We start from the raw sequence: 24,807 nt of genomic DNA on the forward strand, positions 1-24,807 counted from the left end.
GCAAGAAGCAAAGAAGAGGTTGAGCTGAGAGGAGGTCCGGTAGAGATGGGGAAGACATTAATTGACGTAAAGGACATTGTATTTCGTTATCACAAGGATGCGGACAAGCCCGCTTTAGATCAAGTGTCATTGCATGTGAATCAAAATGAATGGCTCGCCATTGTTGGTCATAACGGTTCAGGTAAATCCACACTTGCCCGTGTACTGAATGGGCTCATTTTACCGGATGCTGGAACGGTCAAGGTTGGAGAGATTGAGCTGAAAGAAGAGAGTGTCTGGGATATTCGCAAAAAGGTCGGAATGGTCTTTCAAAATCCAGATAACCAATTCGTTGGCTCAACGGTTCGTGATGATGTGGCTTTTGGTTTAGAAAATAACGGGGTTGAGCGGGAATTGATGATAGAACGTGTAGATTGGGCTGTCAAACAGGTCAATATGCAGGAGTTTCTTGATCAAGAGCCGCACCATCTATCAGGCGGGCAAAAGCAGAGAGTCGCCATTGCAGGTGTACTTGCCGCAAGCCCTGACATCATGATCTTGGATGAAGCAACATCAATGCTTGATCCGATTGGCCGTGAAGAAGTGTTAGAGACTGTTAGACTATTGAAGGAACAAGGGACGGTCACAGTCATTTCCATTACACATGATTTAGACGAGGCCGCCAAGGCAGACCGAGTCATTGTCATGAATGGCGGGAAAAAATTTGCCGAGGGAACACCAGAGGAAGTATTTGAACTAGACGAACAGCTAGTTCAAATTGGACTTGATCTGCCATTCTCCTATCGGTTGAGCAAACAATTGAAGCAGCAAGGTGTACCGCTTGCAAATGCCCATTTGACACAAGAAGGATTGGTGAAAGAGCTATGGACATTACGATCAAAGAATTAGAGCATCGTTATCAAATGAAAACGCCGTTTGAGCGTCTCGCTTTGTATGATGTCAATGCTTCCATCCAAGAGGGCAGCTATGTCGCTGTCATTGGTCATACGGGCTCTGGCAAGTCCACGTTGCTGCAGCATTTAAATGGCTTGCTCAAACCAACGAAGGGGAGCATTGCGCTTGGGGATACCATCTTACAAGCCAATAAAAAGCAGAAGGATTTAAAGTCACTTCGGAAAAAAGTAGGCATCGTGTTTCAGTTTCCTGAGCATCAGCTCTTTGAAGAAACGATCATTAAGGATATCTGCTTTGGTCCGATGAATTTCGGTGTTCCTCAGGAGAAGGCAGAAGCAAAGGCGAAGGAAATGCTGAAGCTAGTTGGTCTTCCTGAATCCTTATTATCTCGATCTCCCTTTGAACTAAGTGGCGGTCAAATGAGACGTGTGGCGATTGCGGGTGTTCTAGCGATGGAGCCAGAAGTGCTTGTGCTGGATGAGCCGACTGCAGGATTAGATCCACGCGGACGTAAGGAAATCATGGACATGTTCTATGAGCTTCATCAAAAGGCAAACCTCACCACGATTCTGGTTACACACAGTATGGAGGATGCCGCTCATTATGCGGATCAAATGATTGTGATGCATAAAGGAACGGTGAAGGCGACAGGTACGCCGAGAGAATTGTTTGCCAATCGTACAGACATGTCTTCGTTTGGTCTCGACCTCCCAGAAACGATTAAATTCCAGCAGACTGTAGAAGAAAAGCTGGGTATTACGTTTTCAAGGCCGCTTCTGACCATGGATGAAATGGCAGAAGCCTTAACAGCTCTTTATCAGGAGGACACGACATCATGATGGATAGTATGATTATCGGCAAATATGTGCCAGGTTCATCCTTTGTCCATCGTCTTGATCCAAGGACAAAGCTGTTATCAATTTTCTTTTTTGTCTTTATTGTCTTTTTTGCTAATAATTACATCACTTACGGGCTTTTAGGTGTCTTTACCCTCCTTGTGGTGATGGTTTCTCAGGTGCCGCTATACTTTATTCTCAAAGGAATGAAGCCGATCCTATGGATTGTCCTGTTTACCTTCATACTGCATATCTTCATGACAAAGGATGGCGCCTTGCTATTTCACTTTGGTTTTTTAAATATTTATGAAGAAGGTCTAAAGCAGGGGATTTTCATTTCTCTCCGTTTTGTCTATCTCATCATGATGACGACACTTCTGACGTTAACCACAACGCCTATAGAAGTGACAGACGGTATGGAAAAGCTGCTTCACCCATTCCGTAAAATCAAACTGCCCGTTCATGAGCTTGCTCTCATGATGTCCATCTCTCTTCGGTTCATTCCAACTTTACTAGAAGAGACGGACAAAATCATGAAGGCGCAAATGGCAAGAGGTGTTGATTTTACAAGCGGACCTCTTAAAGATCGCATGAAAGCCATCGTTCCTTTACTTGTCCCGCTTTTCGTCAGTGCGTTTAAGCGTGCAGAGGAACTGGCGACCGCTATGGAAGCGAGAGGCTACCGCGGAGGAGAAGGGCGGACGAAATACCGTCAGCTTGTCTGGGGCATGAAAGACACGTTCACACTGCTCCTATTCATCCTGTTAACAGCACTCCTTGTGCTTCTGAGAAATTAGGTGATTCCTAGATGAAGGTCAAATGTACCGTATCCTACGATGGGACACATTTTAAAGGCTATCAGGTGCAGCCTGGGCAGCGAACTGTTCAGACGGAGATCGAGTCGGCTCTTGCAAGAATGCACAAACAGGATGAACTGATTCCGATCGTGGCTTCTGGCCGGACGGACAGCGGCGTCCATGCGAAGGGGCAGGTCATCCATTTCGACACGCCGCTCTCGATTCCGATGGAAAGATGGCCTTTTGCCCTCAACAGTCTCCTGCCGGATGACATCCGGGTTCTAAAGGCTGAGGAAGTGGATGAGTCGTTTCATGCACGTTTTAGTGTCGTTTCGAAGGAGTACCGTTATAAGGTCTCAACGGAAACGCACCAAAATGTGTTCACGAGACAGTATGCCTGCCACTTTCCTTACTGGCTGGATGCAGACAAAATGAGAGAAGCTGCTGGGCACCTCATTGGCACACACGATTTCACAAGCTTTTGTGCGGCCAATACAGAGGTTCAGGACAAGGTGAGGGAGATTTACGCCCTCGAGTGGAAAAACGTCTCAGACGGGCTTGAAATGCGTGTGAGAGGAAATGGCTTTTTATACAACATGGTGCGAATTATCGCTGGAACGTTACTTGAAATCGGATCTGGTAAATTCCACCCTGATGAGATAAAAGCCATGCTTGCCGCCCGAAATCGCGAAGCGGCAGGCAAGACTGCGCCTAGTCACGGACTGTATTTATGGGAAGTTTTCTATGACAACTAAACCAGGTGTAACATGTTCTTGACACAGGAAGCAGAAAGTTATAAGATATCATATGGTATGTATTTCAACCCCACAAATAAGCCCCGGAAGACTTATCTTGTGTTTTGAAATAGAACGTAGCATTTGATTCAAGGAAAAATCATTGATTTATTTAGGAGGGAAACTCATGCGTACAACACCAATGGCGAACGCAAGCACAATTGAGCGCAAATGGCTAGTTGTTGATGCGGCAGGCAAGACTCTAGGTCGTCTTTCTACTGAAGTAGCATCACTTTTGCGCGGTAAGCACAAACCAACTTATACACCACACGTTGATACAGGTGATCACGTCATCATCATCAATGCTGAGAAAATCGAACTAACAGGTAAGAAATTGACGGACAAAATTTACTACCGTCACACAATGCACCCAGGTGGTTTGAAACAAAGAACTGCTCTTGAGATGCGTACAAACTACCCTGAAAAAATGTTGGAGCTTGCTATCAAAGGTATGCTTCCAAAGGGTCCATTAGGCCGTCAAATGTTCAAAAAATTAAATGTGTACCGTGGTTCTGAGCATCCACATCAAGCACAACAACCTGAAGTTTACGAACTTCGCGGTTAATTATAAGGGAGGTTAACAATTTGGCACAGGTTCAATATTACGGTACAGGTCGTCGTAAAAGTTCTGTAGCGCGCGTTCGCTTAGTTCCAGGTGAAGGCCGTATCGTCGTTAATAATCGTGAAATTACTGAATACATTCCATTCGCTGCTTTAATCGAAGACGTGAAACAGCCTTTGAACATCACAGAAACAGCTAACAGCTACGATGTTCTTGTAACTGTTCACGGTGGTGGATTCTCTGGTCAAGCTGGAGCAATTCGTCACGGTATCTCTCGTGCTCTTCTAGAAGTAGATCCTGAGTACCGTACATCACTTAAACGTGCTGGACTTCTTACTCGTGACCCTCGTATGAAAGAGCGTAAGAAATACGGTCTTAAAGGCGCACGTCGCGCACCTCAGTTCTCAAAACGTTAATCAATTTTATATTGTATGGACGTTTTACAAAGGTTTGTTACAAACAAACCTTATAAAAAAAGCATCAGCTTCGTGCTGGTGCTTTTTTTTGTGCTTTTTATGTGATAGATCATAACTGGTCTCTTCCTCTTGAATACGTATAAAATATGAGTATAGAAGTTTTTTGTTAAAAAAGATGGAGGTTGTCCTATGAATCTAACGACAGAAAGATGTCTCATTCGTCCATTTGCTGATGATGATTGGCAGGATGTCTATGCTTATACATCTGATCCGGTAGTGATGAAGTATATTCCGGAAGATGTATTTTCTAAAGTAGATGCGAAGGAATTTGTCAAAAATAATCGTCATGAAGATGCTAAGTATGTCGCTGTCCTATTAAAAGAAGATCATACATGCATCGGGCATATCGCATTTCATCCTTACTTTGGTGATCACACGTATGAAATTGGCTGGGTTTTCAATCCTGTATATCAAAACAAAGGCTATGCATCTGAAGCAGCCTATGCTGTACTGCATCATGGCTTTCACACAATGAATTTACATCGGATCATTGCCACTTGTCAGCCTGAAAATGTGCCATCGTGGAGAGTGATGGAGAAAATGGGGATGAGAAGAGAAGGATATTTTGAAAAATGTATCCCACAAGGAAATGAGTGGTGGGATGAGTTTTACTATGCCATCTTAAGTGAGGAATGGAAAACTTGATAAGTTTTCATGATATGAAGTAATTCGTCATTCCAAATATCCCTTGGCTTTCGCTATTGATATAATCAGATCAAATAAGCAGAAGAGGGGCGCCAAGCATGAGGATCTTTGATGCACATTTTCATATCATTGATTTTGATTTTCCCATTCAAGAAAACCAAGGGTATACACCCCCTAGTTATGTGGTGAATGATTATAGGAGAGAGACGGCTGATCTGGGGATTGTAGGTGGAGCCATCGTCTCAGGGTCATTTCAAGGCTTTGATCAAGGCTATTTGTTGAAAGCGCTAGATGAACTGGGCCCAGATTTTTGCGGCGTGACTCAATTACCTTTTACGGCAACTGATGATGAGATTGTTCATTTGGATCAACATGGGGTGAAGGCTTTACGTTTTAATGTGAAGCGTGGCGGTTCGGAGGATATTTCGAAGCTCGATTATTTTGCGAGAAGGGTGTATGAGCTGGCGGGATGGCATAGTGAGCTCTACATAGACGCTAAGCATCTCTCTGCAATTTCATCTACGCTTGAACGGCTGCCGGCCGTTTCGATTGATCATTTAGGCTTATCAGAAGAAGGCTTGCCGCATTTGCTCAAGCTGGTTGATAAAGGAGTTCGGGTAAAAGCAACAGGTTTTGGACGTGTCGATTTAAACGTTGAACATGCGTTGACATCAATTTATCAAACGAATCCTGATGCACTGATGTTTGGTACAGACCTTCCATCGACAAGAGCAAAGCGTCCATTTGAATACGGTGATGTTGGGTTGATTCAGCAGCTCTTTGATGAAAAAGCAGCTGATCATATCTTATATAAGAACGCACATCAATGGTATTTTGGTCAATAATTTCATAGGAGGTGTGTTCAATGGGGTTCAGTCAACTGACGTTCAGAGAAGCCAAGCTGGATGATCTCGATAAAATCGTCTTTATGCTCGCGGATGATATGTTAGGTCAAAAAAGAGAGCGTTACACGCAACCATTGGTAGAAAGCTATATCGAAGCCTTTCATTCAATAGATGCTGATCCAAATATTGAACTCATTGTTGCGTGTGATCAGGAAGAAGCTGTAGGTGTTCTCCAATTGACCATGACGCCATTTCTTACACATCAAGGAGGATGGAGAGCTTCAATAGAAGGAGTTCGTCCGGCCTCGTCTCATAGAGGGAAAGGAATTGGCACGATGTTGATAAAAAAGGCTATTCAGCACGCAAGCGACCGCGGTTGTCATATGATTCAGCTAACAACAGACAAACAGAGGCCGGATGCACGCCGTTTTTATGAAAAATTAGGGTTTGAAGCCACGCATGAAGGAATGAAGCTGCATCTCTCCCCATGAATAAGAACACCAAGAAGCGAAGGGTTCATTTGCCTTTGCTTTTTTGTGACTTTATTTGAAATATTTGTTATATTAAATATATAAATCCTTAGTTATTTGGAAAGGAGAAACATGTTACTCGAAATCGGTCTAGTTGTCTTAGGTGTGGTCATACTTTACTTGGTGGTTGATGTCCTGTTGTATAAAAGAGATATGAAGAAAACGAAGGAAGATCTTTTGACATTTGTCACAAAAAACAAAAAGGACGTATCAGCGACAATCATTGAAAATGAAGATGTGGTATTAGATTGGAATGGTAATCAAAAAACACCACTTGCAAGTACGGTGAAATTAATGGTTTTGTTTCATTTTGTTAAAACCGTCTCTAGCGGTGACAGCAAGCTAGATGAAAAAGTGGCATTGGCGGACATAGAGCGGTTTTATATTGATAGAACCGATGGCGGTGCTCACACATACTGGCTGGAGGTCAACGATTTTTCTGAGCATGCAACTTTATTAGATGTTGCCAAAGGGATGATGCAAGTCAGTTCGAATGCTTGTACTGATTATTTGATTGACCGGCTCGGCTTAGATAAGATCAATGATCGGATGAAACAAGCGGGTCTTACAGAACATGATGAACTCATGCCGCTGACACCCAAGCTGTTGTGGCCAGCCTATGTATCTAATCATCGGCGGGATGCATTAAAGAAAATGAGCGGTGTAACTGATGAGCAATACAAATCTCTGATGATTGAGATTTTTAATATCATGAAAAATAACCAAGAGCAAAAAAAGGCGTTAGAAGAAAAATTGATGAAAAAGAACTTGTTAAGCTTGCGTATTCAATCATTACTGACGCAAAAGATGACAAAGTCTACAACGAATCAATATGCACAACTTATGAAACGTCTGCAGGATGAGCTGTTAACAACAGAAGAAAAAAGTCTTTTTAGCCAAATCGTACTGGGAGAAACATTCAAAAAGGAAACAGATCAATATCTTTGGTATAAAGGCGGAGCAACATTGTTTGTTTTCACAGGTGCTTTATATCGAAAAACACATACATCCTCTATATCCCTCTCTCTATTTATCAATGATCCGAAAGCGAACAATTCTCACTGGATTGAGGAAGTATTCAATGAATTTATGCTTACTGCAGCAGTGGATCAAAACTTCCGACAACGATTGGTGCAGGCTTTGACTACATAATTATTAAAAAAACAGAGGGTAACACTCCTCTGTTTTTATTATTTCTTCATGGGAAACGTTTTGTATACATCTTGGCGTTTCTCTTTTGACTTCACAACTCCATCAACCAGTTCCTTTTGCCAAAGCGCTGCATCGTCTTGATACTCTTTAAATGAGTGAGGCAGCTTTTTTTCTAGCTCTTGTCTTTTAAACGTGACGGATTGTTTGTCGTTAGAGTTCATCTTGAGTGTCACTTGCTCAGCATTATCGATAAGAATAAAAAGTGCCAATGCATTATATAAGTAGTTTTTTTCAATGGTATCCTTCTTATCAAACCAAAATGCATCAAATTGTTCTTCTGTATCATTGGCATTTTCTTTCACGCCGTATGTCACTTTTAGCGCTTTTTCATCTACGATTTCATACTCGCGAATCACGTTACCTGGAAGATCTGATAAAATAGCGCCGATTGCTCCGTTGTCTCCAATGTAAGAATTTTTGTGCTTGGAAAGCTGTTTTAAGGATATGTCTTCTATTCCTTTTATGTCGCTCTTCTGCTTGGTCGCTTGACTGCTGCATCCAGATAAGACGACTGTTAGTAGCAGCAGGATATACATCCATTTCTTCATTGATTTTGCCCCTTTTCCATTCTTTCTATATATAAATGTTCATCTTATCACAATTTTCCAATCCATTAGCTCATTGATTTCCATTTACTGAACTGCATGTTTTGTTCAAACCAACGAACAATACAAAGAAAAAAGGAGTTCAGTCCATGGCAGAGGTTCTTTCATTTTATCAATTGAAAACAAAACGAGATGTCACGCTTGAAAAGAAGCTGTTGCGTACATTGTCTCTTCAACAGGTGACGGTCGCTTCCGAGAAATTCACGAAGAAGCTGTTCCCATTTGCAGATGATCCAGCTGGGATTATGAGTGATGGCTGCATCGATTTCGCCATTGAAGCTTTTTTAGCAGGTGGGAGATACGGTGAGTCGAGCAAATACGGTGAATCGTTCGATGATATAAAGAAGCGGTCAGTTCATGAAGAAGATGAGCTGGTTGAGGAGCTAGTAGGGTGTTTGCAATCGTGGGGAAATATGTTCCGAATGGAGCGGAAGATGTCGTGTCTGTATCCATTTGCGAAGGATTTTTTAAGCGTGTGGTGGCAGGAAGGCTTTCGAGAATCAGAAAAAAGGCATAAGCTTCGGCTGCATTAAGCATATTTCCAGTCCTTGTCCCATATCTATAAAATAATGGTGTATGGGAGGGACAGGGATGAAAAGAAAGCTGAAATGGACAGGGTTTTTAATCGGGTTTATTGTCCTCTTATTCTTATTCAGGTTTCAATTTCTAAATGATGATTCGTGGAAATCGTGGAACTTGCCTCTGAGCGGCAAGATCATCTATTTAGATCCGGGTCATGGCGGTCCAGATGGCGGGGCTGTAGGAGGAGAGCTGCTTGAAAAAGAGATTGCACTGGATGTATCCATGAAGATACGTGACTATTTGCAGGAGCAGGGAGCGCTTGTTCTCATGACCCGCGAGGATGATTCTGATTTATCATCAAAGAACACAAAGGGATATGCCCGGAAGAAAGCGGAAGATTTAAGAAACCGCGTAAAAGTCATCAATGAGTCTGAAGCGGATCTCTATTTAAGTATTCATTTAAATGCGATCCCATCGAACAAATGGAGCGGCGCGCAGACGTTTTTTTACGGAAAGTATGAAGAGAATGAAAAGGCAGCGAAGTTCATACAAGATGAATTACGCAATAATCTTGAAAACACAGATCGAAAGGCGAAGCGGATCAATGGTATTTATTTAATGCAAAATGTCACAAAGCCAGGAGCTCTTGTGGAGATTGGGTTTCTCTCCAATCCGAAAGAGGCCGGTCAGCTGGCAACACCTAAATATCAAGATCAAATAGCCGCCTCCATTTATAAAGGCATTTTAAGATATTTAACAGAGCAAAAAGAGCCGCCTGAATAAGGGGCTTTTTCCTTTTGAACGCAGGCAAACAGGACAGACATTGTAAGGATATGTATGATATACTTGGATTGTAAACGAATTCAATAAAGGGTGAGGTTCTGCTATGATCGGACAAGATGATGTGAGAAAACTAGTTGGGAAGATGGACGAACCTTTCCTTCATATACCGCTTGGTGAGCTGGATGCCATCAAGGAAATCAGCCTAAAGCCTGAAAAAGACCATGTGAGCTTAAAGGTGGCTATTGCCAAAACGGGTACTGCTGAGCAGATGAAGCTGCAGCAAGACATCGTACAAGCCTTGAAAGCAGAGGGTGCTAACACAGTAGGACTTCGTTTTGAAGAACTGCCTCAGGAAACACTTGAAAGGTTTATGCCTTCACAAGATGAGGAAGAAAACCTGCTCAATTCTAAAAATCCGCCTGAGTTCTTAGCGATAGCGAGCGGAAAGGGCGGCGTTGGGAAATCCACCGTGTCTGTTAACCTTGCTGTAGCGCTGGCTCGTCTAGGGAAAAAAGTCGGACTGATTGATGCAGATATTTATGGCTTTAGTGTACCGGATATGATGGGAATCACCGTCAGACCAACGGTTAAAGGGGAAAAAATTATTCCTGTGGAACGCTTTGGTGTCAAAGTGATTTCAATGGGCTTTTTTGTTGAAGAAAATGCACCGGTCATATGGAGAGGACCGATGCTTGGTAAAATGCTAAATAACTTCTTCCACGAAGTCGAGTGGGGAGAATTAGATTACTTACTATTAGACCTTCCGCCTGGAACGGGAGATGTGGCGCTTGATATTCATACAATGCTTCCAAGCTGTAAAGAAATCATTGTCACAACACCGCATCCTACAGCTGCCTTCGTTGCTGCTAGAGCAGGCGCAATGGCACTGCAAACAGATCACGAAGTGCTAGGGGTCGTTGAGAATATGAGCTATTATGAAAGCAAAAAAACAGGTGAGAAAGAATATGTCTTTGGAAAAGGGGGCGGGGACAAGCTGGCAGAAGAGCTGCGTGTATCGGTCCTTGGCCAAATTCCTTTAAGACAGCCTGATTGGAATGAAGAGGATTTTGCTCCATCCGTCTATGATGCGAGTCATCCGACAGGAGAAGTGTATCAACACATTGCGAATAAAGTCATTGAACAATTAGCAGTAAAAGCATAATGAAAGCCCGAGTGGATGTATGTCCACTCGGGTGATGTTTAACTGCCGCTTTCTTCGCTGCCTTTTGATCCGGAATCACTGCTTTCAGATGCTGCTTTTTTAAGCTCATCTTCGAATTTCTTCTTATAAAGAGGACTGCTTAATGTTTCTGTAATAACTTTTTCTAAGTGCTTTCTGAACTCTTTGCTTTTCACCAGTTCACCGTATTTCTTTTCCATTTCAGGATCCTTGAGAATATCCATCATCAATTGCTGATAGTCAGGGTCCTTCATTAACTGTTTTAACATCTTTTCATGCTGTTGCTGCATGGATTTTGCGAAAGTCTCGGCAAATTTAGAATCCTCAAAGACCTTCTTCCAGAACTCTTTGCCTTTATCAGAAGTCAGTGTTTTCTCTATCGTTTTTTTCACAGTTTGTTCATCCATTACCAAAGCTTCATTCATTGCCTCGTCATTTAATAACTGTTGAATGGCCTTTTTACCGTCATCTGTCTTCAATATATCGACGACCATTTTCTTTGTTTCGTCATAGTCCATATTAGATGAGGATTGGGTTTTGGGAGCACAAGCTGTTAGAGATAAAAGGAGAAAACAGCTCATTATACGCAAGATGCCTTTTGACATACTGTGGCTCCTTTCGTTACATGTCTTACTTTTAATATGAATGTTTCACGTGAATTTATACATAACAAAAATAGGGGTTGGGTCAATTCAATGAAAAGTCGGGATTTAGTTCGTTTTTTCTTCTCTGTGCTAGCTGTTGGAGCGGTCATTACAAGCGTGGTAGGCTTTGCGCTGGAGTGGGGGAAATATCAGAAGCTTTTTATATCGTTTGAAATACTAGAAATCGCATCTGTGTTATTTTGGTTCATTGGTGTGGGGATGATTTTTAGTGTCATTAGTCAGATGGGGTTTGTTGTCTTTTTGACGGTGCACCGGTTTGCGCTAGAAATATTCCGGTCACATTCTTTATGGAATACCATTCAGCTGTTTTTGGTGATCTTTGTGCTGTTTGATTTAGCTTACTTGCGATTTTTGTTTTTCGGGGAGAATGAATCATTTCTTCCATACCTATGGCTGCCTGTCTTTATCGGTGTGTTCGCATTGATCGTGGCGTACTTTAAACAGCAGCAGTCCTCTAAGAAAACATTTGTTTCCGCAATGTTTCTCATGGTCGTCATCACGTCGCTAGAATGGTTCCCGGCGCTCAGAGTCAATGAAGAGGACTGGCTGTATTTAATGCTATTCCCGCTATTAGGCTGTAATGCGTTTCAGTTATTAGCTATGCCGCGGTTTTCAAAGGCAAAAGCTACTTAACTTCCGATGACCTTGTTTTGGTATTGGAGATCAGTTCGCCAACCGTCACATTCTTTAAATTCTTTTCTTTGATTTGTTTCAAAATAGCTGGTAAGGCTTGAGCGGTTTGGGTTGCTGAATCTGAGGCATGGAGGAGAACAATGTCTCCGCTTTTCATTCGATCATTTACATTCTGAACAATCTGATCGACGCCTGGATTCAGCCAATCCTGTGAATTCACGCTGTAATGGACAACGGTATAACCGTACTGTGTGGCAATTTTTAAAGCTTTTTCGTTAAATTGCCCAGTTGGCGGTCTTAATAGTTGAATGTCATCTAGTCCAAGCTTTTGAAATGAATTTTGTGCTCGGACAAGATCTTGCTTGATTTCACTATCTTCAAGCTGGCTATAATTTTTATAAGCATAGCCAAGGCTGCCGATTTGGTGACCGTCCTCTCTAATTTGTTTGACGATATCAGGATGACGCTCAGCCCAAGAAGCAGACAGAAAGAAAGTAGCGTTCTTTATATCGTACTCTCGAAGGACATTTAAAATAGGAACTGCCTTCTCATCTCCCCAGCCGATATTAAAAGTAAGGGAGACATGTTTTGAGGAAGTCTCGCCTTTATAAATGGCTCGGGGTCCGTGTTCTGTTTTAAATACCGACAGCGGCGGTGCCTTTTGTACATAAAAAAAGGTTGCAGCTGCAAGGGCTGCTACAAGAATAATGACAATTTGCTTCAGCCGTTTAATAGGCAACACATATAATCGACTCAATTCAAACACTCCTGCCTTGTCCGAGATTGTTACTTGATTGTATGCAGGACAAGGGTTTGAGATGCACGATAAAACTATTTCAAAAAAAGTTTTGAAAAGGCGTTGACCAATAGAAAGTTTTCGTGATATATTATTAATCGTCGCTGACACACAGTGACAAACACAAAACGCTTCGGGAAATAAACTTGAAAAAAGTTATTGACATAAGATGAAGCGAAATGTTATATTATTAAAGCCGCTAAGAACGGCGAAGATGATCTTTGAAAACTAAACAAGACAAAACGTACCTGTTAATTCGAGTTTTTATAAAAAATCCTATGTTATATCATAGGTAGTCAGTCAAACACTGACGAAAAACAAAACTTCGGTTTTGTACTTTTTCGGAGAGTTTGATCCTGGCTCAGGACGAACGCTGGCGGCGTGCCTAATACATGCAAGTCGAGCGGACAGAAGGGAGCTTGCTCCCGGATGTTAGCGGCGGACGGGTGAGTAACACGTGGGTAACCTGCCTGTAAGACTGGGATAACTCCGGGAAACCGGAGCTAATACCGGATAGTTCCTTGAACCGCATGGTTCAAGGATGAAAGACGGTTTCGGCTGTCACTTACAGATGGACCCGCGGCGCATTAGCTAGTTGGTGGGGTAATGGCTCACCAAGGCGACGATGCGTAGCCGACCTGAGAGGGTGATCGGCCACACTGGGACTGAGACACGGCCCAGACTCCTACGGGAGGCAGCAGTAGGGAATCTTCCGCAATGGACGAAAGTCTGACGGAGCAACGCCGCGTGAGTGATGAAGGTTTTCGGATCGTAAAGCTCTGTTGTTAGGGAAGAACAAGTGCGAGAGTAACTGCTCGCACCTTGACGGTACCTAACCAGAAAGCCACGGCTAACTACGTGCCAGCAGCCGCGGTAATACGTAGGTGGCAAGCGTTGTCCGGAATTATTGGGCGTAAAGGGCTCGCAGGCGGTTTCTTAAGTCTGATGTGAAAGCCCCCGGCTCAACCGGGGAGGGTCATTGGAAACTGGGAAACTTGAGTGCAGAAGAGGAGAGTGGAATTCCACGTGTAGCGGTGAAATGCGTAGAGATGTGGAGGAACACCAGTGGCGAAGGCGACTCTCTGGTCTGTAACTGACGCTGAGGAGCGAAAGCGTGGGGAGCGAACAGGATTAGATACCCTGGTAGTCCACGCCGTAAACGATGAGTGCTAAGTGTTAGGGGGTTTCCGCCCCTTAGTGCTGCAGCTAACGCATTAAGCACTCCGCCTGGGGAGTACGGTCGCAAGACTGAAACTCAAAGGAATTGACGGGGGCCCGCACAAGCGGTGGAGCATGTGGTTTAATTCGAAGCAACGCGAAGAACCTTACCAGGTCTTGACATCCTCTGACAACCCTAGAGATAGGGCTTTCCCTTCGGGGACAGAGTGACAGGTGGTGCATGGTTGTCGTCAGCTCGTGTCGTGAGATGTTGGGTTAAGTCCCGCAACGAGCGCAACCCTTGATCTTAGTTGCCAGCATTTAGTTGGGCACTCTAAGGTGACTGCCGGTGACAAACCGGAGGAAGGTGGGGATGACGTCAAATCATCATGCCCCTTATGACCTGGGCTACACACGTGCTACAATGGACAGAACAAAGGGCTGCGAGACCGCAAGGTTTAGCCAATCCCATAAATCTGTTCTCAGTTCGGATCGCAGTCTGCAACTCGACTGCGTGAAGCTGGAATCGCTAGTAATCGCGGATCAGCATGCCGCGGTGAATACGTTCCCGGGCCTTGTACACACCGCCCGTCACACCACGAGAGTTTGCAACACCCGAAGTCGGTGAGGTAACCTTTATGGAGCCAGCCGCCGAAGGTGGGGCAGATGATTGGGGTGAAGTCGTAACAAGGTAGCCGTATCGGAAGGTGCGGCTGGATCACCTCCTTTCTAAGGATATATGGAGCAGCGTGCGTTTTCGTCTTGTTTAGTTTTGAAGGATCATTCCTTCAAGACATGTCTCTAGCGAGACAGGATTGTTCTTTGAAAACTAGATAACAATAAGTAATACATTCACATTGAATGCAATGCAAAGTTCATCACACATAGTGATTCTTTCTAAAGTAAGAAATGGTTAAGTTAGAAAGGGCGCACGGTGGATGCCTTGGCACTAGGAGCCGATGAAGGACGGGACGAACACCGATATGCTTCGGGGAGCTGTAAGCAAGCTTTGATCCGGAGATTTCCGAATGGGGAAACCCACTGCTCGTAATGGAGTAGTATCCATACTTGAATACATAGAGTATGAGAAGGCATACCCGGGGAACTGAAACATCTAAGTACCCGGAGGAAGAGAAAGCAAATGCGATTCCCTGAGTAGCGGCGAGCGAAACGGGAACAGCCCAAACCAAGAGGCTTGCCTCTTGGGGTTGTAGGACACTCTATACGGAGTTACAAAGGAACGATATAAGCGAAGAGGTCTGGAAAGGCCCGCCAAAGAAGGTAACAGCCCTGTAACTGAAATGTTGTTCTCTCCAGAGTGGATCCTGAGTACGGCGGAACACGTGAAATTCCGTCGGAATCCGGGAGGACCATCTCCCAAGGCTAAATACTCCCTAGTGACCGATAGTGAACCAGTACCGTGAGGGAAAGGTGAAAAGCACCCCGGAAGGGGAGTGAAATAGATCCTGAAACCGTGTGCCTACAAGTAGTCAGAGCCCGTTAAAGGGTGATGGCGTGCCTTTTGTAGAATGAACCGGCGAGTTACGATCCCGTGCAAGGTTAAGCAGAAGATGCGGAGCCGCAGCGAAAGCGAGTCTGAATAGGGCGCATGAGTACGTGGTCGTAGACCCGAAACCAGGTGATCTACCCATGTCCAGGGTGAAGTTCAGGTAACACTGAATGGAGGCCCGAACCCACGCACGTTGAAAAGTGCGGGGATGAGGTGTGGGTAGGGGTGAAATGCCAATCGAACCTGGAGATAGCTGGTTCTCTCCGAAATAGCTTTAGGGCTAGCCTCAAGGTAAGAGTCTCGGAGGTAGAGCACTGATTGGACTAGGGGCCCCTACCGGGTTACCGAATTCAGTCAAACTCCGAATGCCGATGACTTATCCTTGGGAGTCAGACTGCGAGTGATAAGATCCGTAGTCGAAAGGGAAACAGCCCAGACCGCCAGCTAAGGTCCCAAAGTATACGTTAAGTGGAAAAGGATGTGGAGTTGCTTAGACAACCAGGATGTTGGCTTAGAAGCAGCCACCATTTAAAGAGTGCGTAATAGCTCACTGGTCGAGTGACTCTGCGCCGAAAATGTACCGGGGCTAAACGTATCACCGAAGCTGCGGACTGTTCTTACGAACAGTGGTAGGAGAGCGTTCTAAGTGCTGTGAAGTCAGACCGGAAGGACTGGTGGAGCGCTTAGAAGTGAGAATGCCGGTATGAGTAGCGAAAGACGGGTGAGAATCCCGTCCACCGAATGCCTAAGGTTTCCTGAGGAAGGCTCGTCCGCTCAGGGTTAGTCGGGACCTAAGCCGAGGCCGAAAGGCGTAGGCGATGGACAACAGGTTGATATTCCTGTACCACCTCCTCACCATTTGAGCAATGGGGGGACGCAGGAGGATAGGGTAAGCGCGGTATTGGATATCCGCGTCCAAGCAGTTAGGCTGGGAAATAGGCAAATCCGTTTCCCGTAAAGGCTGAGCTGTGATGGCGAGCGAAATTTAGTAGCGAAGTTCCTGATTCCACACTGCCAAGAAAAGCCTCTAGCGAGGTGAGAGGTGCCCGTACCGCAAACCGACACAGGTAGGCGAGGAGAGAATCCTAAGGTGATCGAGAGAACTCTCGTTAAGGAACTCGGCAAAATGACCCCGTAACTTCGGGAGAAGGGGTGCTTCTTAGGGTGTTAAAGCCCCGAGAAGCCGCAGTGAATAGGCCCAGGCGACTGTTTAGCAAAAACACAGGTCTCTGCGAAGCCGTAAGGCGAAGTATAGGGGCTGACGCCTGCCCGGTGCTGGAAGGTTAAGAGGAGCGCTTAGCGTAAGCGAAGGTGCGAATTGAAGCCCCAGTAAACGGCGGCCGTAACTATAACGGTCCTAAGGTAGCGAAATTCCTTGTCGGGTAAGTTCCGACCCGCACGAAAGGCGCAACGATCTGGGCACTGTCTCAACGAGAGACTCGGTGAAATTATAGTACCTGTGAAGATGCAGGTTACCCGCGACAGGACGGAAAGACCCCGTGGAGCTTTACTGCAGCCTGATATTGAATGTTGGTACAGCTTGTACAGGATAGGTAGGAGCCTTGGAAACCGGAGCGCTAGCTTCGGTGGAGGCATCGGTGGGATACTACCCTGGCTGTATTGACCTTCTAACCCGCTGCCCTTATCGGGCAGGGAGACAGTGTCAGGTGGGCAGTTTGACTGGGGCGGTCGCCTCCTAAAATGTAACGGAGGCGCCCAAAGGTTCCCTCAGAATGGTTGGAAATCATTCGCAGAGTGTAAAGGCACAAGGGAGCTTGACTGCGAGACCTACAAGTCGAGCAGGGACGAAAGTCGGGCTTAGTGATCCGGTGGTTCCGCATGGAAGGGCCATCGCTCAACGGATAAAAGCTACCCCGGGGATAACAGGCTTATCTCCCCCAAGAGTCCACATCGACGGGGAGGTTTGGCACCTCGATGTCGGCTCATCGCATCCTGGGGCTGTAGTCGGTCCCAAGGGTTGGGCTGTTCGCCCATTAAAGCGGTACGCGAGCTGGGTTCAGAACGTCGTGAGACAGTTCGGTCCCTATCCGTCGCGGGCGCAGGAAATTTGAGAGGAGCTGTCCTTAGTACGAGAGGACCGGGATGGACGCACCGCTGGTGTACCAGTTGTTCTGCCAAGGGCATCGCTGGGTAGCTATGTGCGGACGGGATAAGTGCTGAAAGCATCTAAGCATGAAGCCCCCCTCAAGATGAGATTTCCCATTCCGCAAGGAAGTAAGATCCCTGAAAGATGATCAGGTTGATAGGTCTGAGGTGGAAGCGTGGTGACACGTGGAGCTGACAGATACTAATAGATCGAGGACTTAACCTATATTCTAATGTGAAGTTTGAACATTGTTATCTAGTTTTGAGAGAACATTCTCTCCATCAGGTTTGGTGGCGATAGCGAAGAGGTCACACCCGTTCCCATACCGAACACGGAAGTTAAGCTCTTCAGCGCCGATGGTAGTTGGGGGTCTCCCCCTGTGAGAGTAGGACGCCGCCAAGCTTTTTGTTTATATCCTTCCAATGGAAGAAGTTACTTTATCATTCCGCAGTAGCTCAGTGGTAGAGCTATCGGCTGTTAACCGATCGGTCGTAGGTTCGAGTCCTACCTGCGGAGCCATGCTTCCATAGCTCAGTAGGTAGAGCACTTCCATGGTAAGGAAGAGGTCAGCGGTTCGAGCCCGCTTGGAAGCTTTCCTCTAAATGTTGATCTGACAAGGTTTCTCGATGATGAGAAGGCTTTTTTTTATGTCCTTTTTTAATTGCTTGGGGACAAATTAGGGACCAATTATCGAATTTGCAATAAGTTTGTTATAGCTTCCGCATGACCTAAACGCTGAGAGACAGATTTGATATTAAACCCAGGTATTTTGCCGATTTGATTTATTAGCATAGCAGCATGAGTATGATGCATATCATGCAAATGAATTTTCTTATATTGTGCCTTTTTACGAATCGCTCCCACCATGTATTTAAATTTGAAAAGGTAGTTGAGAGAACGCACAATGCTAATTCGTCCAGCTGATGACAGAGCAAGGCATTTCATTGGCCAACGTTGTGCCACATAAGAGATGGAACGGATCGAAAACAAAAGCAGCTCTTCAAAAAGCATTGAAAAAATGAAAAAAGTAAAGCCCCTGACCATAGAAAATAGGGGCTTTTTTGATGTTTATTTTTCATCGTTTGAAAATCCGTGGAGCTGCAATTCTTTTGCTTTCGCAACTTTCATTGTTCTTCTTTTGAAGTGAATCCTTCTCTTAAAATCCTTTTTCTTTTCTCTGTTACTTTATCGAGTGATTCTAGTGTATACGAAAATCCACACGGTTTTACACTAATCATGTTTCTCCTCCTGTTTTCGTAATATATTATTTTCATTTTACTTAATATTCCATAAAACGCAGTTGGTTAAATTTTATCATCCTTATATGCTTGTTAAATGTGTCGAATTTGTGAAATTAATAATTTCCACAAACTAAAATATGTGGTAGGTCTGTCTATAGTAGGTAACACAATACTCATTGTTATGGTGAGCATCAATAGAAGGAGATTTCATGATTATTGCCATAACTGGTGTTACATATGGTAGTAAAGTTAGAGAGCCAAAAGGTGCTCTGCGTTACTACTATACACATGCCTTAGAAATCGGAAATTCTAAGGAAGAGCTTCTCATCCAAATGGACTTAACAGATAAGCTCTCGAAAAAAATTACATGGAGGTAATAAGAAATGAGAATTAACCACAACATCGCAGCACTTAACACTTTAAACCGTTTATCTGCAAACAACGGTGCGAGCCAAAAGAACATGGAGAAGCTTTCTTCTGGTCTCAAAATCAACCGTGCAGGAGATGACGCAGCTGGTCTTGCCATCTCTGAGAAAATGCGTGGACAAATCCGCGGATTAGAAATGGCATCTAAAAACGCACAGGACGGTATCTCTCTTATCCAAACAGCTGAGGGTGCATTGACTGAAACTCACTCGATCCTTCAACGTGTACGTGAACTAGTGGTTCAAGCTGGAAACACTGGTACGCAGGATAAAGAGTCTGACCTTCAATCTATCCAAGATGAAATTGAAGCTTTACAAGAAGAAGTAGATGGAATTTCAAATCGTACAGAGTTTAACGGTAAAAAATTATTAGATGGTACGTTTAAAGGAACCCCAGGAACACCGGCAATTCCGGGAGATCCAGATGATCCAGATGATAACGGTACACCTGCAGTCCCAGCAAGTGGTAATGCTTTAGTGTTCCAAATCGGTGCTAACGCAACTCAACAAATTTCAGTTCATATTGATAAAATGAGTACAGATGCATTGGGAGTTAAAGATGCTAATGGGATTGTAGCGAATCAAGCTATTAAAGACATCGATGTAAGAAAGTTTGCTGATAATGCAGCAGATGCTACTGATGTTGGTTTTGATACTCAACTAAGTATTGTTGATGCAGCTATTAACCAAGTATCTGCTCAACGTGGAAAACTTGGTGCAGTACAAAACCGTCTAGAGCACACTATTAACAACTTGGGTGCATCTGCTGAAAACTTAACTGCTGCTGAGTCTCGTATTCGTGACGTTGACATGGCTAAAGAAATGAGTGAATTCACTAAGAACAACATTCTTTCTCAAGCTTCTCAAGCTATGCTTGCACAAGCGAATCAACAGCCACAAAACGTACTTCAATTATTACGTTAATAAACCAAAAGCCCCTTTATATAGGGGCTTTCAGCGTGTAGACAAACCCTCGCATTCGTTGTCAGGTCTGCGCGCTGGTGCTCACGAATGTTCAATTTGCTCCGCAAAAGTAGCTGCCCTTCCTAGACTTCAAAGGTTTTCTATCACGCTGAAAAAAGAAGACAAAGTGCTAAAATCAAAATCATTTTAGCACTTTGTCAACAATCTAAAAGCCCCTTTATATAGGGGTTTTTTTGTTTGTCTTTATTCAATTCGATGTTTCATTTGATTGATCGTTCTAAAAGACGCTTCATCCAAGTGTTCATCAGGGAAAGATCTCCAGCGATAGAACGTGTAATCAGCTGGCGTACAAGTAGACGTAGTTGGAATGGATACACAAAGTCGAAATCTTGTGAAACAGGCGAATGGTTCTTAATAAGTTCTTTCTGTTTGTTACAATAGAAAAGGTAAGAAAGTGAAGGATGGAGGTGGCCGGCATGCTTGTGCGTTTGAACCAAGTGCTCGGCCGGATGATGCCGCTTATTACGCCTATTAGTGTGTTATTCGGTGTTTTATTGGCGGCCTATTTAAAGGATTTTACGTTTTTGGTGCCATGGGTATTTGCTGTTATGACCTTTGCAGGGAGTTTGTCTTCTACTTTTTCGGCTTTAAAGCATACGGTAATGCACCCATTGCCTTTGATTTTATCGTTTATGATTTTGCATGTGCTGATGCCTTTTTATGCTTGGTCAGCGGGGCATTTGATATTTGCGGGCGATTCTATGACGATCACCGGTTTGACTCTTGCGATGGTGATTCCAACAGGTGTGTCTAGTTTAATATGGGCGGCGATGTATAAAGGGAATGTCGGATTAACGCTATCTATCATTTTAATTGATACATTGCTTTCGCCATTGATTGTTCCAGTAAGCTTGTCACTTTTCGTCGGTACACAGGTCCATATGGACATGGTGGCGATCATGAAAGGGCTGTTCGGTATGGTGGTGCTGCCCTCTATTTTAGGGATGCTTGTTCGTCAGTATGCAAAGCCATCGGTGACGAAAACAATGAGTCAGACCCTGGCTCCTTTTTCAAAATTAGGCTTGTTTGTTGTCGTATCGATTAACAGTTCTGTTGTCGCCCCATATTTGCGTGAACTGGATGCTGCATTTTTTAGCAAAGCAGCGACTGTCTTTTTCATTGCGATGAGTGGGTATGCTTTTGCGTGGTTGATTGGAAAGGTGATGAAATGTACTCAAGGGGAAATTGTGGCCATTGTGTATACAGGCGGCATGAGAAATATTAGTGCTGGGGCTGTGCTTGCTATTAGCTTTTTCCCGCCTGCTGTTGCTGTCCCTGTTGTGATTGGCATGCTGTTTCAGCAAGTACTTGCTGCCTTGTTTGGTTTTTTACTCAATCGATTTGAGCTGAAGGCACCTGCTGTGACTAAATCTTTATCATGAAAAGACCTCCATCCTATGAGATGGAGGTCTTTTTGCGAATTAATAGATGAGATATTTCTTCCGTTTCTTTTCGAACGATTTGAGGTCGTGATGATAACGCTTCATGAGGTGTTTGACAGAAGTACCTTGGTTGATTTCTTCTTTGATCCAATCATTCCCGATGAGTTTATCAAAGCTGCCTGTTTGAAGGAACTCAAAGTCTTTTGGATATAAATCATGTATGGCTTTAATGATGGATAATCCTGTTTTTACCGCTTCGAATGAAGAGCGGTCTGTGACGTATAGCTGCACACCGTGTGATAGCTTCCCTGCATGTTTAGAAAAAGTGGGGGTGAATGATACGGGTCTAAATTTCACACCCTTTAGTTTTAATTGATTTAGATGATCTGCTAGCTCATTGCTATTGATATACGGAGCGCCAATGAGCTCGAACGGTTTTGTTGTTCCTCTGCCTTCAGAGACATTTGTGCCTTCAATTAATCCTGTGGCGGGATATACAAAGGTACTATCCGCTGTCGGCATGTTAGGTGAAGGAAGGACGAACGGTAGCTTCGTGTCATCAAACGTCATGGAACGCTTCCAATTTTTCATTTTGATGACTGTGACATCAGCATTGATATGAAACTCTTTGTTAAAGAATGTTGCTAGTTCACCAGTGGTCATCCCATGTCTTAATGGTATTGGATAGAGCCCTACAAATGAAGCGTGCTCAGGTTCTAATACAGGGCCTTCTACTTTTAGTCCGCCAATAGGGTTTGGACGGTCTAGGACAACAAAGGGAATGTTGTTTTCTTTAGCGGCCTCCATCGCATAGGCCATCGTGTAAATATAGGTGTAATAACGAGTGCCAACATCTTGGATATCAAACAGCAAGACATCTACATTTTTGAGCATGTCAGGCGTTGGTTTTCTTGTTTTTCCATAGAGGGAGTAAACAGGAAGACCTGTTTTTTCATCGGTATAGGATTCGACGCCTTCTCCTGCTTGTGCATCGCCGCGCACACCATGTTCAGGTCCATATAGAGCAGTAAGCTTAATATTTGGATGCTCAAATAGGAGATCGACACTGCTTTTCATATTTGCATCAATACCAGTTGGGTTCGTAATGAGGCCGACCCTTTTCCCTTTTAACCATGAAAGGTTGCCTGAGAGTAGTGTTTCAATCCCTGTTTTGACTGCTGCTTTTTTTCCTTTTGTATCTGTTCGTTCTTGGCTTGCGGGGGAGGCGGCGGTCAATGTGCTCATAATGAGAATGCTTGCGAGTATGAAGCTTGCTGTTTTTTTCAAGAGAATCCCTCCTATTTGATCTGTTTCCCTTTCAAGTTGAGTCCATAGCCGAATGGATATAGGGTTTGATTTTGATGAGTGACAGATGGGATATCTACAGGCAGTTTGCCTTTAGGTGATGCAGTGCCAAATATAACTTCTAACCCAGCAGGAATATTTGGCTGGTTGAATTGTCCGTTTGAGTAGCCCTTAAAACCGTAAACAGCTAGTAAGGCATCCGCCTCCTCAAAATTTGCAGCATCGTAAGGGTTTCTTAGGCTCATGATGACCATTTTTTTGTTTTGTGCTGCAGCTTCTTTCATGACAGCACGCGGGAAAGCAGTAGCCCATTTTTTCGGGTCCTGTACATTGTCATCAATCACACCATCATTCACAGCTGGATCATTTTGGACAACGTATGAGCCGGTAATCACATAGTCAGCATCTTGTATGAGTCTGGCTGTTTCTTTGTTGAAGGTCTTATCCGCAAAAGCATATGATTGGATACGTACAGGTTTAATCTTTTTTTGTTTGATCAGAGAGTCAATTGTGACAGACATGGCTTTTGTTTGATCTTCGTAAGGTGCCATGACCAAGATTTTATCATTCTTTTTAGGCTTGAAGGGTAGGGTCTTATCGTTGTTTTTAAGCAGGGTGATCCCTTCACGCGCCATTTTTTGTTCTGCTTTCCGGTGCGATTTTTTCCCAACGACTTGAGTGGCTTTTTTGATTTTTTTCTCAAGGGTGATAGGTTTTTTGGAAGAAATGATGCCTCGTTTGATCTTCAATTGAAGAATTTTTTCAACAGATTCGTTGATTTGAGACATCGGAATTTCTTTCTTTACAATTGCCTGTTTTACAGCATTGAACACATTCTCAAGGTTTTTCTCAGTTTTAAGAGAGGTGACTGGTGCTGGCATGAGGGCGATGTCGACGCCAGCCTTAATGGCCATCACTACGGCTTCTTCCTGTCCGAAGTTATCTGCAATCGCTTTCATATTTAGGGCGTCTGTTACGACAACACCTTGAAAGCCCATCTCTTCTTTTAATAAGTGTGTGATGACTTTTTTCGATAAGGTTGCTGGAACCATAATGTTCTCGCCATCTTTTTTGCTTTTATATGTTGTATCATCAATGGCGGGAAATTGAACATGAGCGGTCATGACCATATCCGCACCAGCGTTGATGGCTTGTTGAAATGGATAGAGTTCAACTTTTTTTAAACGATCTAGATCATGTTCTACGAGCGGCAAGCCGTAGTGACTATCGACGGCTGTATCACCATGTCCCGGGAAATGCTTTAGTGTCGAAATCGTCTTCTCCTTTTGAAGTCCCTTCATGGTTTGAAGGCCAAGCCTTGTGACAAGGGCAGGGTCAGAGCTAAAGGAACGGACACCAATGACGGGGTTGTTTGGGTTATTATTCACATCTAGCACAGGAGAGAAGTTTGTATTGATCCCTAGTGCGTTTAATTCCTTACCGATGATTTTCCCTGTGTCGTATGCATTTTTCGTGCTTCTAGAGGCACCAATCGACATATTTCCTGGGAAATGTGTTCCCTTTTGTAATCTTGTGACGATTCCACCTTCTTGATCAATTGAAATGAGTAATGGAATCTTTGGTGATGCTTTTTGAAATTCATGGGTGAGTTTGACGGTTTGTTTCGTATCAACGACATTCTCCGCAAATAAGATGACACCGCCTAGATGATATTTTTCTACAAGATGGGATACTTCTTTATTCATCTTTGTTAAGCCTGTAGGTGCGGATTCATCTTTTGTTTGCCAATTACGAAAGTCTGGCATAAGCATTTGACCTATCTTTTCATCCAAAGACATGTTTTGTACCATTTGTTTTGCGGTTGAAAGAGGGGCAGAGCTAACCTTTTCCGTTGGAATGGAAGAGGTTAGCAGAGCTAAAACCAAAGCAGCGGGGAAAAGTGCTTTTAACATCGAATTC

The 24,807-nt window shown here is 44.0% G+C and carries 23 protein-coding genes, 2 tRNA genes and 3 rRNA genes; 22 read left to right on the top strand and 6 right to left on the bottom strand.

Going from position 1 to position 24,807, the window contains the following annotated elements; all coding sequences use genetic code 11:
- Positions 1 to 45 precede the first annotated feature (45 nt).
- The 10 genes from NSS78_RS00885 (at position 46) to NSS78_RS00930 (ending at position 7,531) form a co-directional block, all read left to right on the top strand.
- Positions 46 to 888 carry an energy-coupling factor ABC transporter ATP-binding protein gene (locus NSS78_RS00885; RefSeq protein ID WP_008356549.1) on the top strand — a complete coding sequence of 281 codons (843 nt, stop codon included), beginning with the start codon at positions 46 to 48 and terminating at the stop codon, positions 886 to 888.
- On the top strand, positions 864 to 1,733 hold the full coding sequence (locus tag NSS78_RS00890) for an energy-coupling factor ABC transporter ATP-binding protein (protein ID WP_342468264.1): 870 nt from the start codon (positions 864 to 866) through the stop codon (positions 1,731 to 1,733). Before NSS78_RS00885 ends, NSS78_RS00890 begins: the two co-directional genes overlap by 25 nt.
- On the top strand, positions 1,730 to 2,527 hold the full coding sequence (locus NSS78_RS00895) for an energy-coupling factor transporter transmembrane protein EcfT (RefSeq protein ID WP_044139647.1): 798 nt from the start codon (positions 1,730 to 1,732) through the stop codon (positions 2,525 to 2,527). The genes NSS78_RS00890 and NSS78_RS00895 overlap by 4 nt, the downstream gene beginning before the upstream one ends.
- 11 nt (positions 2,528 to 2,538) lie before the next feature.
- The gene (gene truA, locus NSS78_RS00900; RefSeq protein ID WP_342468265.1) at positions 2,539 to 3,282 is read left to right on the top strand and encodes a tRNA pseudouridine(38-40) synthase TruA; all 744 of its coding nucleotides are present in this window, start codon (positions 2,539 to 2,541) and stop codon (positions 3,280 to 3,282) included.
- Positions 3,283 to 3,448: 166 nt separating this feature from the next.
- Positions 3,449 to 3,886, top strand: a complete 438-nt coding sequence (rplM, locus tag NSS78_RS00905) for a 50S ribosomal protein L13 (RefSeq protein ID WP_003217042.1) — start codon at positions 3,449 to 3,451, stop codon at positions 3,884 to 3,886.
- A gap of 20 nt (positions 3,887 to 3,906) precedes the next feature.
- Positions 3,907 to 4,299, top strand: coding sequence for a 30S ribosomal protein S9 (gene rpsI, locus NSS78_RS00910; RefSeq protein ID WP_003217273.1), 393 nt, complete (start codon positions 3,907 to 3,909; stop codon positions 4,297 to 4,299).
- A 189-nt stretch (positions 4,300 to 4,488) separates the two neighbouring features.
- Positions 4,489 to 5,004, top strand: coding sequence for a GNAT family protein (locus NSS78_RS00915; RefSeq protein WP_212046748.1), 516 nt, complete (start codon positions 4,489 to 4,491; stop codon positions 5,002 to 5,004).
- 98 nt (positions 5,005 to 5,102) lie between these two features.
- A complete protein-coding gene (locus NSS78_RS00920) occupies positions 5,103 to 5,849 on the top strand; it encodes an amidohydrolase family protein (RefSeq protein ID WP_327840898.1) in 747 nt (248 codons plus the stop codon).
- Positions 5,850 to 5,869: 20 nt separating this feature from the next.
- A complete protein-coding gene (locus NSS78_RS00925; protein ID WP_327840900.1) occupies positions 5,870 to 6,340 on the top strand; it encodes a GNAT family N-acetyltransferase in 471 nt (156 codons plus the stop codon).
- A gap of 111 nt (positions 6,341 to 6,451) precedes the next feature.
- Positions 6,452 to 7,531, top strand: coding sequence for a serine hydrolase (locus NSS78_RS00930; RefSeq protein WP_327840902.1), 1,080 nt, complete (start codon positions 6,452 to 6,454; stop codon positions 7,529 to 7,531).
- A 38-nt stretch (positions 7,532 to 7,569) separates the two neighbouring features.
- On the opposite strand, the gene NSS78_RS00935 is transcribed toward NSS78_RS00930, so the two are convergent.
- Positions 7,570 to 8,139, bottom strand: a complete 570-nt coding sequence (locus NSS78_RS00935) for a DUF4825 domain-containing protein (RefSeq protein ID WP_327840905.1) — start codon at positions 8,137 to 8,139, stop codon at positions 7,570 to 7,572.
- A 146-nt stretch (positions 8,140 to 8,285) separates the two neighbouring features.
- Here NSS78_RS00935 and NSS78_RS00940 point away from each other — a divergent pair, with 146 nt between their 5' ends.
- From NSS78_RS00940 to NSS78_RS00950, 3 genes are all read left to right on the top strand, one after another.
- A complete protein-coding gene (locus NSS78_RS00940) occupies positions 8,286 to 8,729 on the top strand; it encodes a DUF2521 family protein (RefSeq protein WP_309218036.1) in 444 nt (147 codons plus the stop codon).
- Between the two features lie 58 nt (positions 8,730 to 8,787).
- The gene (cwlD, locus tag NSS78_RS00945; protein ID WP_017359175.1) at positions 8,788 to 9,501 is read left to right on the top strand and encodes an N-acetylmuramoyl-L-alanine amidase CwlD; all 714 of its coding nucleotides are present in this window, start codon (positions 8,788 to 8,790) and stop codon (positions 9,499 to 9,501) included.
- Between the two features lie 103 nt (positions 9,502 to 9,604).
- The gene (locus NSS78_RS00950; protein WP_309218038.1) at positions 9,605 to 10,663 is read left to right on the top strand and encodes a P-loop NTPase; all 1,059 of its coding nucleotides are present in this window, start codon (positions 9,605 to 9,607) and stop codon (positions 10,661 to 10,663) included.
- A 38-nt stretch (positions 10,664 to 10,701) separates the two neighbouring features.
- Here NSS78_RS00950 and gerD read toward each other — a convergent pair whose 3' ends face one another.
- A complete protein-coding gene (gene gerD / locus NSS78_RS00955) occupies positions 10,702 to 11,286 on the bottom strand; it encodes a spore germination lipoprotein GerD (protein ID WP_003217144.1) in 585 nt (194 codons plus the stop codon).
- A gap of 90 nt (positions 11,287 to 11,376) precedes the next feature.
- Between gerD and kbaA the strand changes: the two genes are divergently transcribed.
- Entirely contained in the window at positions 11,377 to 11,979 is a 603-nt protein-coding gene (kbaA, locus tag NSS78_RS00960; RefSeq protein WP_003217204.1) for a KinB-signaling pathway activation protein, read from the top strand.
- Here kbaA and pdaB read toward each other — a convergent pair.
- On the bottom strand, positions 11,972 to 12,736 hold the full coding sequence (gene pdaB, locus NSS78_RS00965) for a polysaccharide deacetylase family sporulation protein PdaB (protein ID WP_050945808.1): 765 nt from the start codon (positions 12,734 to 12,736) through the stop codon (positions 11,972 to 11,974). The genes kbaA and pdaB overlap by 8 nt on opposite strands.
- Positions 12,737 to 13,113: 377 nt before the next feature.
- On the opposite strand from pdaB, the gene NSS78_RS00970 reads away from it, so the two are divergent.
- The 5 genes from NSS78_RS00970 (at position 13,114) to NSS78_RS00990 (ending at position 18,143) form a co-directional block, all read left to right on the top strand.
- A 16S ribosomal RNA gene (locus tag NSS78_RS00970) occupies positions 13,114 to 14,662 on the top strand.
- A 182-nt stretch (positions 14,663 to 14,844) separates the two neighbouring features.
- Positions 14,845 to 17,775, top strand: a 23S ribosomal RNA gene (locus tag NSS78_RS00975).
- Between the two features lie 61 nt (positions 17,776 to 17,836).
- Positions 17,837 to 17,952: ribosomal RNA gene (gene rrf / locus NSS78_RS00980) — 5S ribosomal RNA — on the top strand.
- The 16S, 23S and 5S rRNA genes sit together here with 2 tRNA genes alongside, the layout of an rRNA operon.
- Positions 17,953 to 17,994: 42 nt before the next feature.
- Positions 17,995 to 18,069, top strand: a tRNA-Asn gene (locus NSS78_RS00985).
- A 1-nt stretch (position 18,070) separates the two neighbouring features.
- Positions 18,071 to 18,143: transfer RNA gene (locus tag NSS78_RS00990), tRNA-Thr, on the top strand.
- 94 nt (positions 18,144 to 18,237) lie between these two features.
- Here NSS78_RS00990 and NSS78_RS00995 read toward each other — a convergent pair.
- Positions 18,238 to 18,594: a hypothetical protein gene (locus NSS78_RS00995; RefSeq protein ID WP_327840228.1), complete on the bottom strand. Its 357-nt coding sequence runs from the start codon at positions 18,592 to 18,594 to the stop codon at positions 18,238 to 18,240.
- A 406-nt stretch (positions 18,595 to 19,000) separates the two neighbouring features.
- Between NSS78_RS00995 and NSS78_RS01000 the strand changes: the two genes are divergently transcribed.
- The 3 genes from NSS78_RS01000 to NSS78_RS01010 all read left to right on the top strand — a co-directional run bounded on the left by NSS78_RS01000 (position 19,001) and on the right by NSS78_RS01010 (position 21,582).
- The gene (locus tag NSS78_RS01000; RefSeq protein WP_212046752.1) at positions 19,001 to 19,168 is read left to right on the top strand and encodes a hypothetical protein; all 168 of its coding nucleotides are present in this window, start codon (positions 19,001 to 19,003) and stop codon (positions 19,166 to 19,168) included.
- A gap of 6 nt (positions 19,169 to 19,174) precedes the next feature.
- The gene (gene hag, locus NSS78_RS01005; protein WP_212046753.1) at positions 19,175 to 20,140 is read left to right on the top strand and encodes a flagellin Hag; all 966 of its coding nucleotides are present in this window, start codon (positions 19,175 to 19,177) and stop codon (positions 20,138 to 20,140) included.
- Positions 20,141 to 20,616: 476 nt separating this feature from the next.
- Positions 20,617 to 21,582 (top strand): bile acid:sodium symporter family protein, encoded by a 966-nt coding sequence (locus NSS78_RS01010; protein ID WP_309216240.1) that lies wholly within the window; start codon positions 20,617 to 20,619, stop codon positions 21,580 to 21,582.
- 39 nt (positions 21,583 to 21,621) lie between these two features.
- On the opposite strand, the gene NSS78_RS01015 is transcribed toward NSS78_RS01010, so the two are convergent.
- Both NSS78_RS01015 and NSS78_RS01020 read right to left on the bottom strand, forming a co-directional pair.
- Positions 21,622 to 22,869, bottom strand: a complete 1,248-nt coding sequence (locus NSS78_RS01015; protein WP_342468266.1) for a DUF1343 domain-containing protein — start codon at positions 22,867 to 22,869, stop codon at positions 21,622 to 21,624.
- A gap of 11 nt (positions 22,870 to 22,880) precedes the next feature.
- Positions 22,881 to 24,800, bottom strand: a complete 1,920-nt coding sequence (locus NSS78_RS01020) for a glycoside hydrolase family 3 protein (protein ID WP_253621921.1) — start codon at positions 24,798 to 24,800, stop codon at positions 22,881 to 22,883.
- Positions 24,801 to 24,807: the final 7 nt, after the last annotated feature.

Source organism: Bacillus sp. FSL W8-0920, from assembly GCF_038593215.1.
In the GTDB taxonomy this organism is placed as follows: Bacteria; Bacillota; Bacilli; order Bacillales; family Bacillaceae; genus Bacillus; species Bacillus pumilus.

Bases quoted from the DNA above. Each gene is read 5' to 3' on its own strand.
- hag (WP_212046753.1), top strand. From the start codon at position 19,175: ATGAGAATTAACCACAACATCGCAGCACTTAACACTTTAAACCGTTTA.
- NSS78_RS00930 (WP_327840902.1), top strand. From the start codon at position 6,452: ATGTTACTCGAAATCGGTCTAGTTGTCTTAGGTGTGGTCATACTTTAC.
- NSS78_RS01010 (WP_309216240.1), top strand. From the start codon at position 20,617: ATGCTTGTGCGTTTGAACCAAGTGCTCGGCCGGATGATGCCGCTTATT.
- NSS78_RS00925 (WP_327840900.1), top strand. From the start codon at position 5,870: ATGGGGTTCAGTCAACTGACGTTCAGAGAAGCCAAGCTGGATGATCTC.
- NSS78_RS00935 (WP_327840905.1), bottom strand. From the start codon at position 8,139: ATGAAGAAATGGATGTATATCCTGCTGCTACTAACAGTCGTCTTATCT.
- NSS78_RS00940 (WP_309218036.1), top strand. From the start codon at position 8,286: ATGGCAGAGGTTCTTTCATTTTATCAATTGAAAACAAAACGAGATGTC.
- NSS78_RS00890 (WP_342468264.1), top strand. From the start codon at position 864: ATGGACATTACGATCAAAGAATTAGAGCATCGTTATCAAATGAAAACG.
- truA (WP_342468265.1), top strand. From the start codon at position 2,539: ATGAAGGTCAAATGTACCGTATCCTACGATGGGACACATTTTAAAGGC.
- NSS78_RS00915 (WP_212046748.1), top strand. From the start codon at position 4,489: ATGAATCTAACGACAGAAAGATGTCTCATTCGTCCATTTGCTGATGAT.
- NSS78_RS00895 (WP_044139647.1), top strand. From the start codon at position 1,730: ATGATGGATAGTATGATTATCGGCAAATATGTGCCAGGTTCATCCTTT.
- rplM (WP_003217042.1), top strand. From the start codon at position 3,449: ATGCGTACAACACCAATGGCGAACGCAAGCACAATTGAGCGCAAATGG.
- gerD (WP_003217144.1), bottom strand. From the start codon at position 11,286: ATGTCAAAAGGCATCTTGCGTATAATGAGCTGTTTTCTCCTTTTATCT.
- NSS78_RS00950 (WP_309218038.1), top strand. From the start codon at position 9,605: ATGATCGGACAAGATGATGTGAGAAAACTAGTTGGGAAGATGGACGAA.
- cwlD (WP_017359175.1), top strand. From the start codon at position 8,788: ATGAAAAGAAAGCTGAAATGGACAGGGTTTTTAATCGGGTTTATTGTC.
- NSS78_RS00920 (WP_327840898.1), top strand. From the start codon at position 5,103: ATGAGGATCTTTGATGCACATTTTCATATCATTGATTTTGATTTTCCC.
- NSS78_RS01000 (WP_212046752.1), top strand. From the start codon at position 19,001: ATGATTATTGCCATAACTGGTGTTACATATGGTAGTAAAGTTAGAGAG.
- NSS78_RS01020 (WP_253621921.1), bottom strand. From the start codon at position 24,800: ATGTTAAAAGCACTTTTCCCCGCTGCTTTGGTTTTAGCTCTGCTAACC.
- NSS78_RS00885 (WP_008356549.1), top strand. From the start codon at position 46: ATGGGGAAGACATTAATTGACGTAAAGGACATTGTATTTCGTTATCAC.
- NSS78_RS00995 (WP_327840228.1), bottom strand. From the start codon at position 18,594: ATGGTCAGGGGCTTTACTTTTTTCATTTTTTCAATGCTTTTTGAAGAG.
- kbaA (WP_003217204.1), top strand. From the start codon at position 11,377: ATGAAAAGTCGGGATTTAGTTCGTTTTTTCTTCTCTGTGCTAGCTGTT.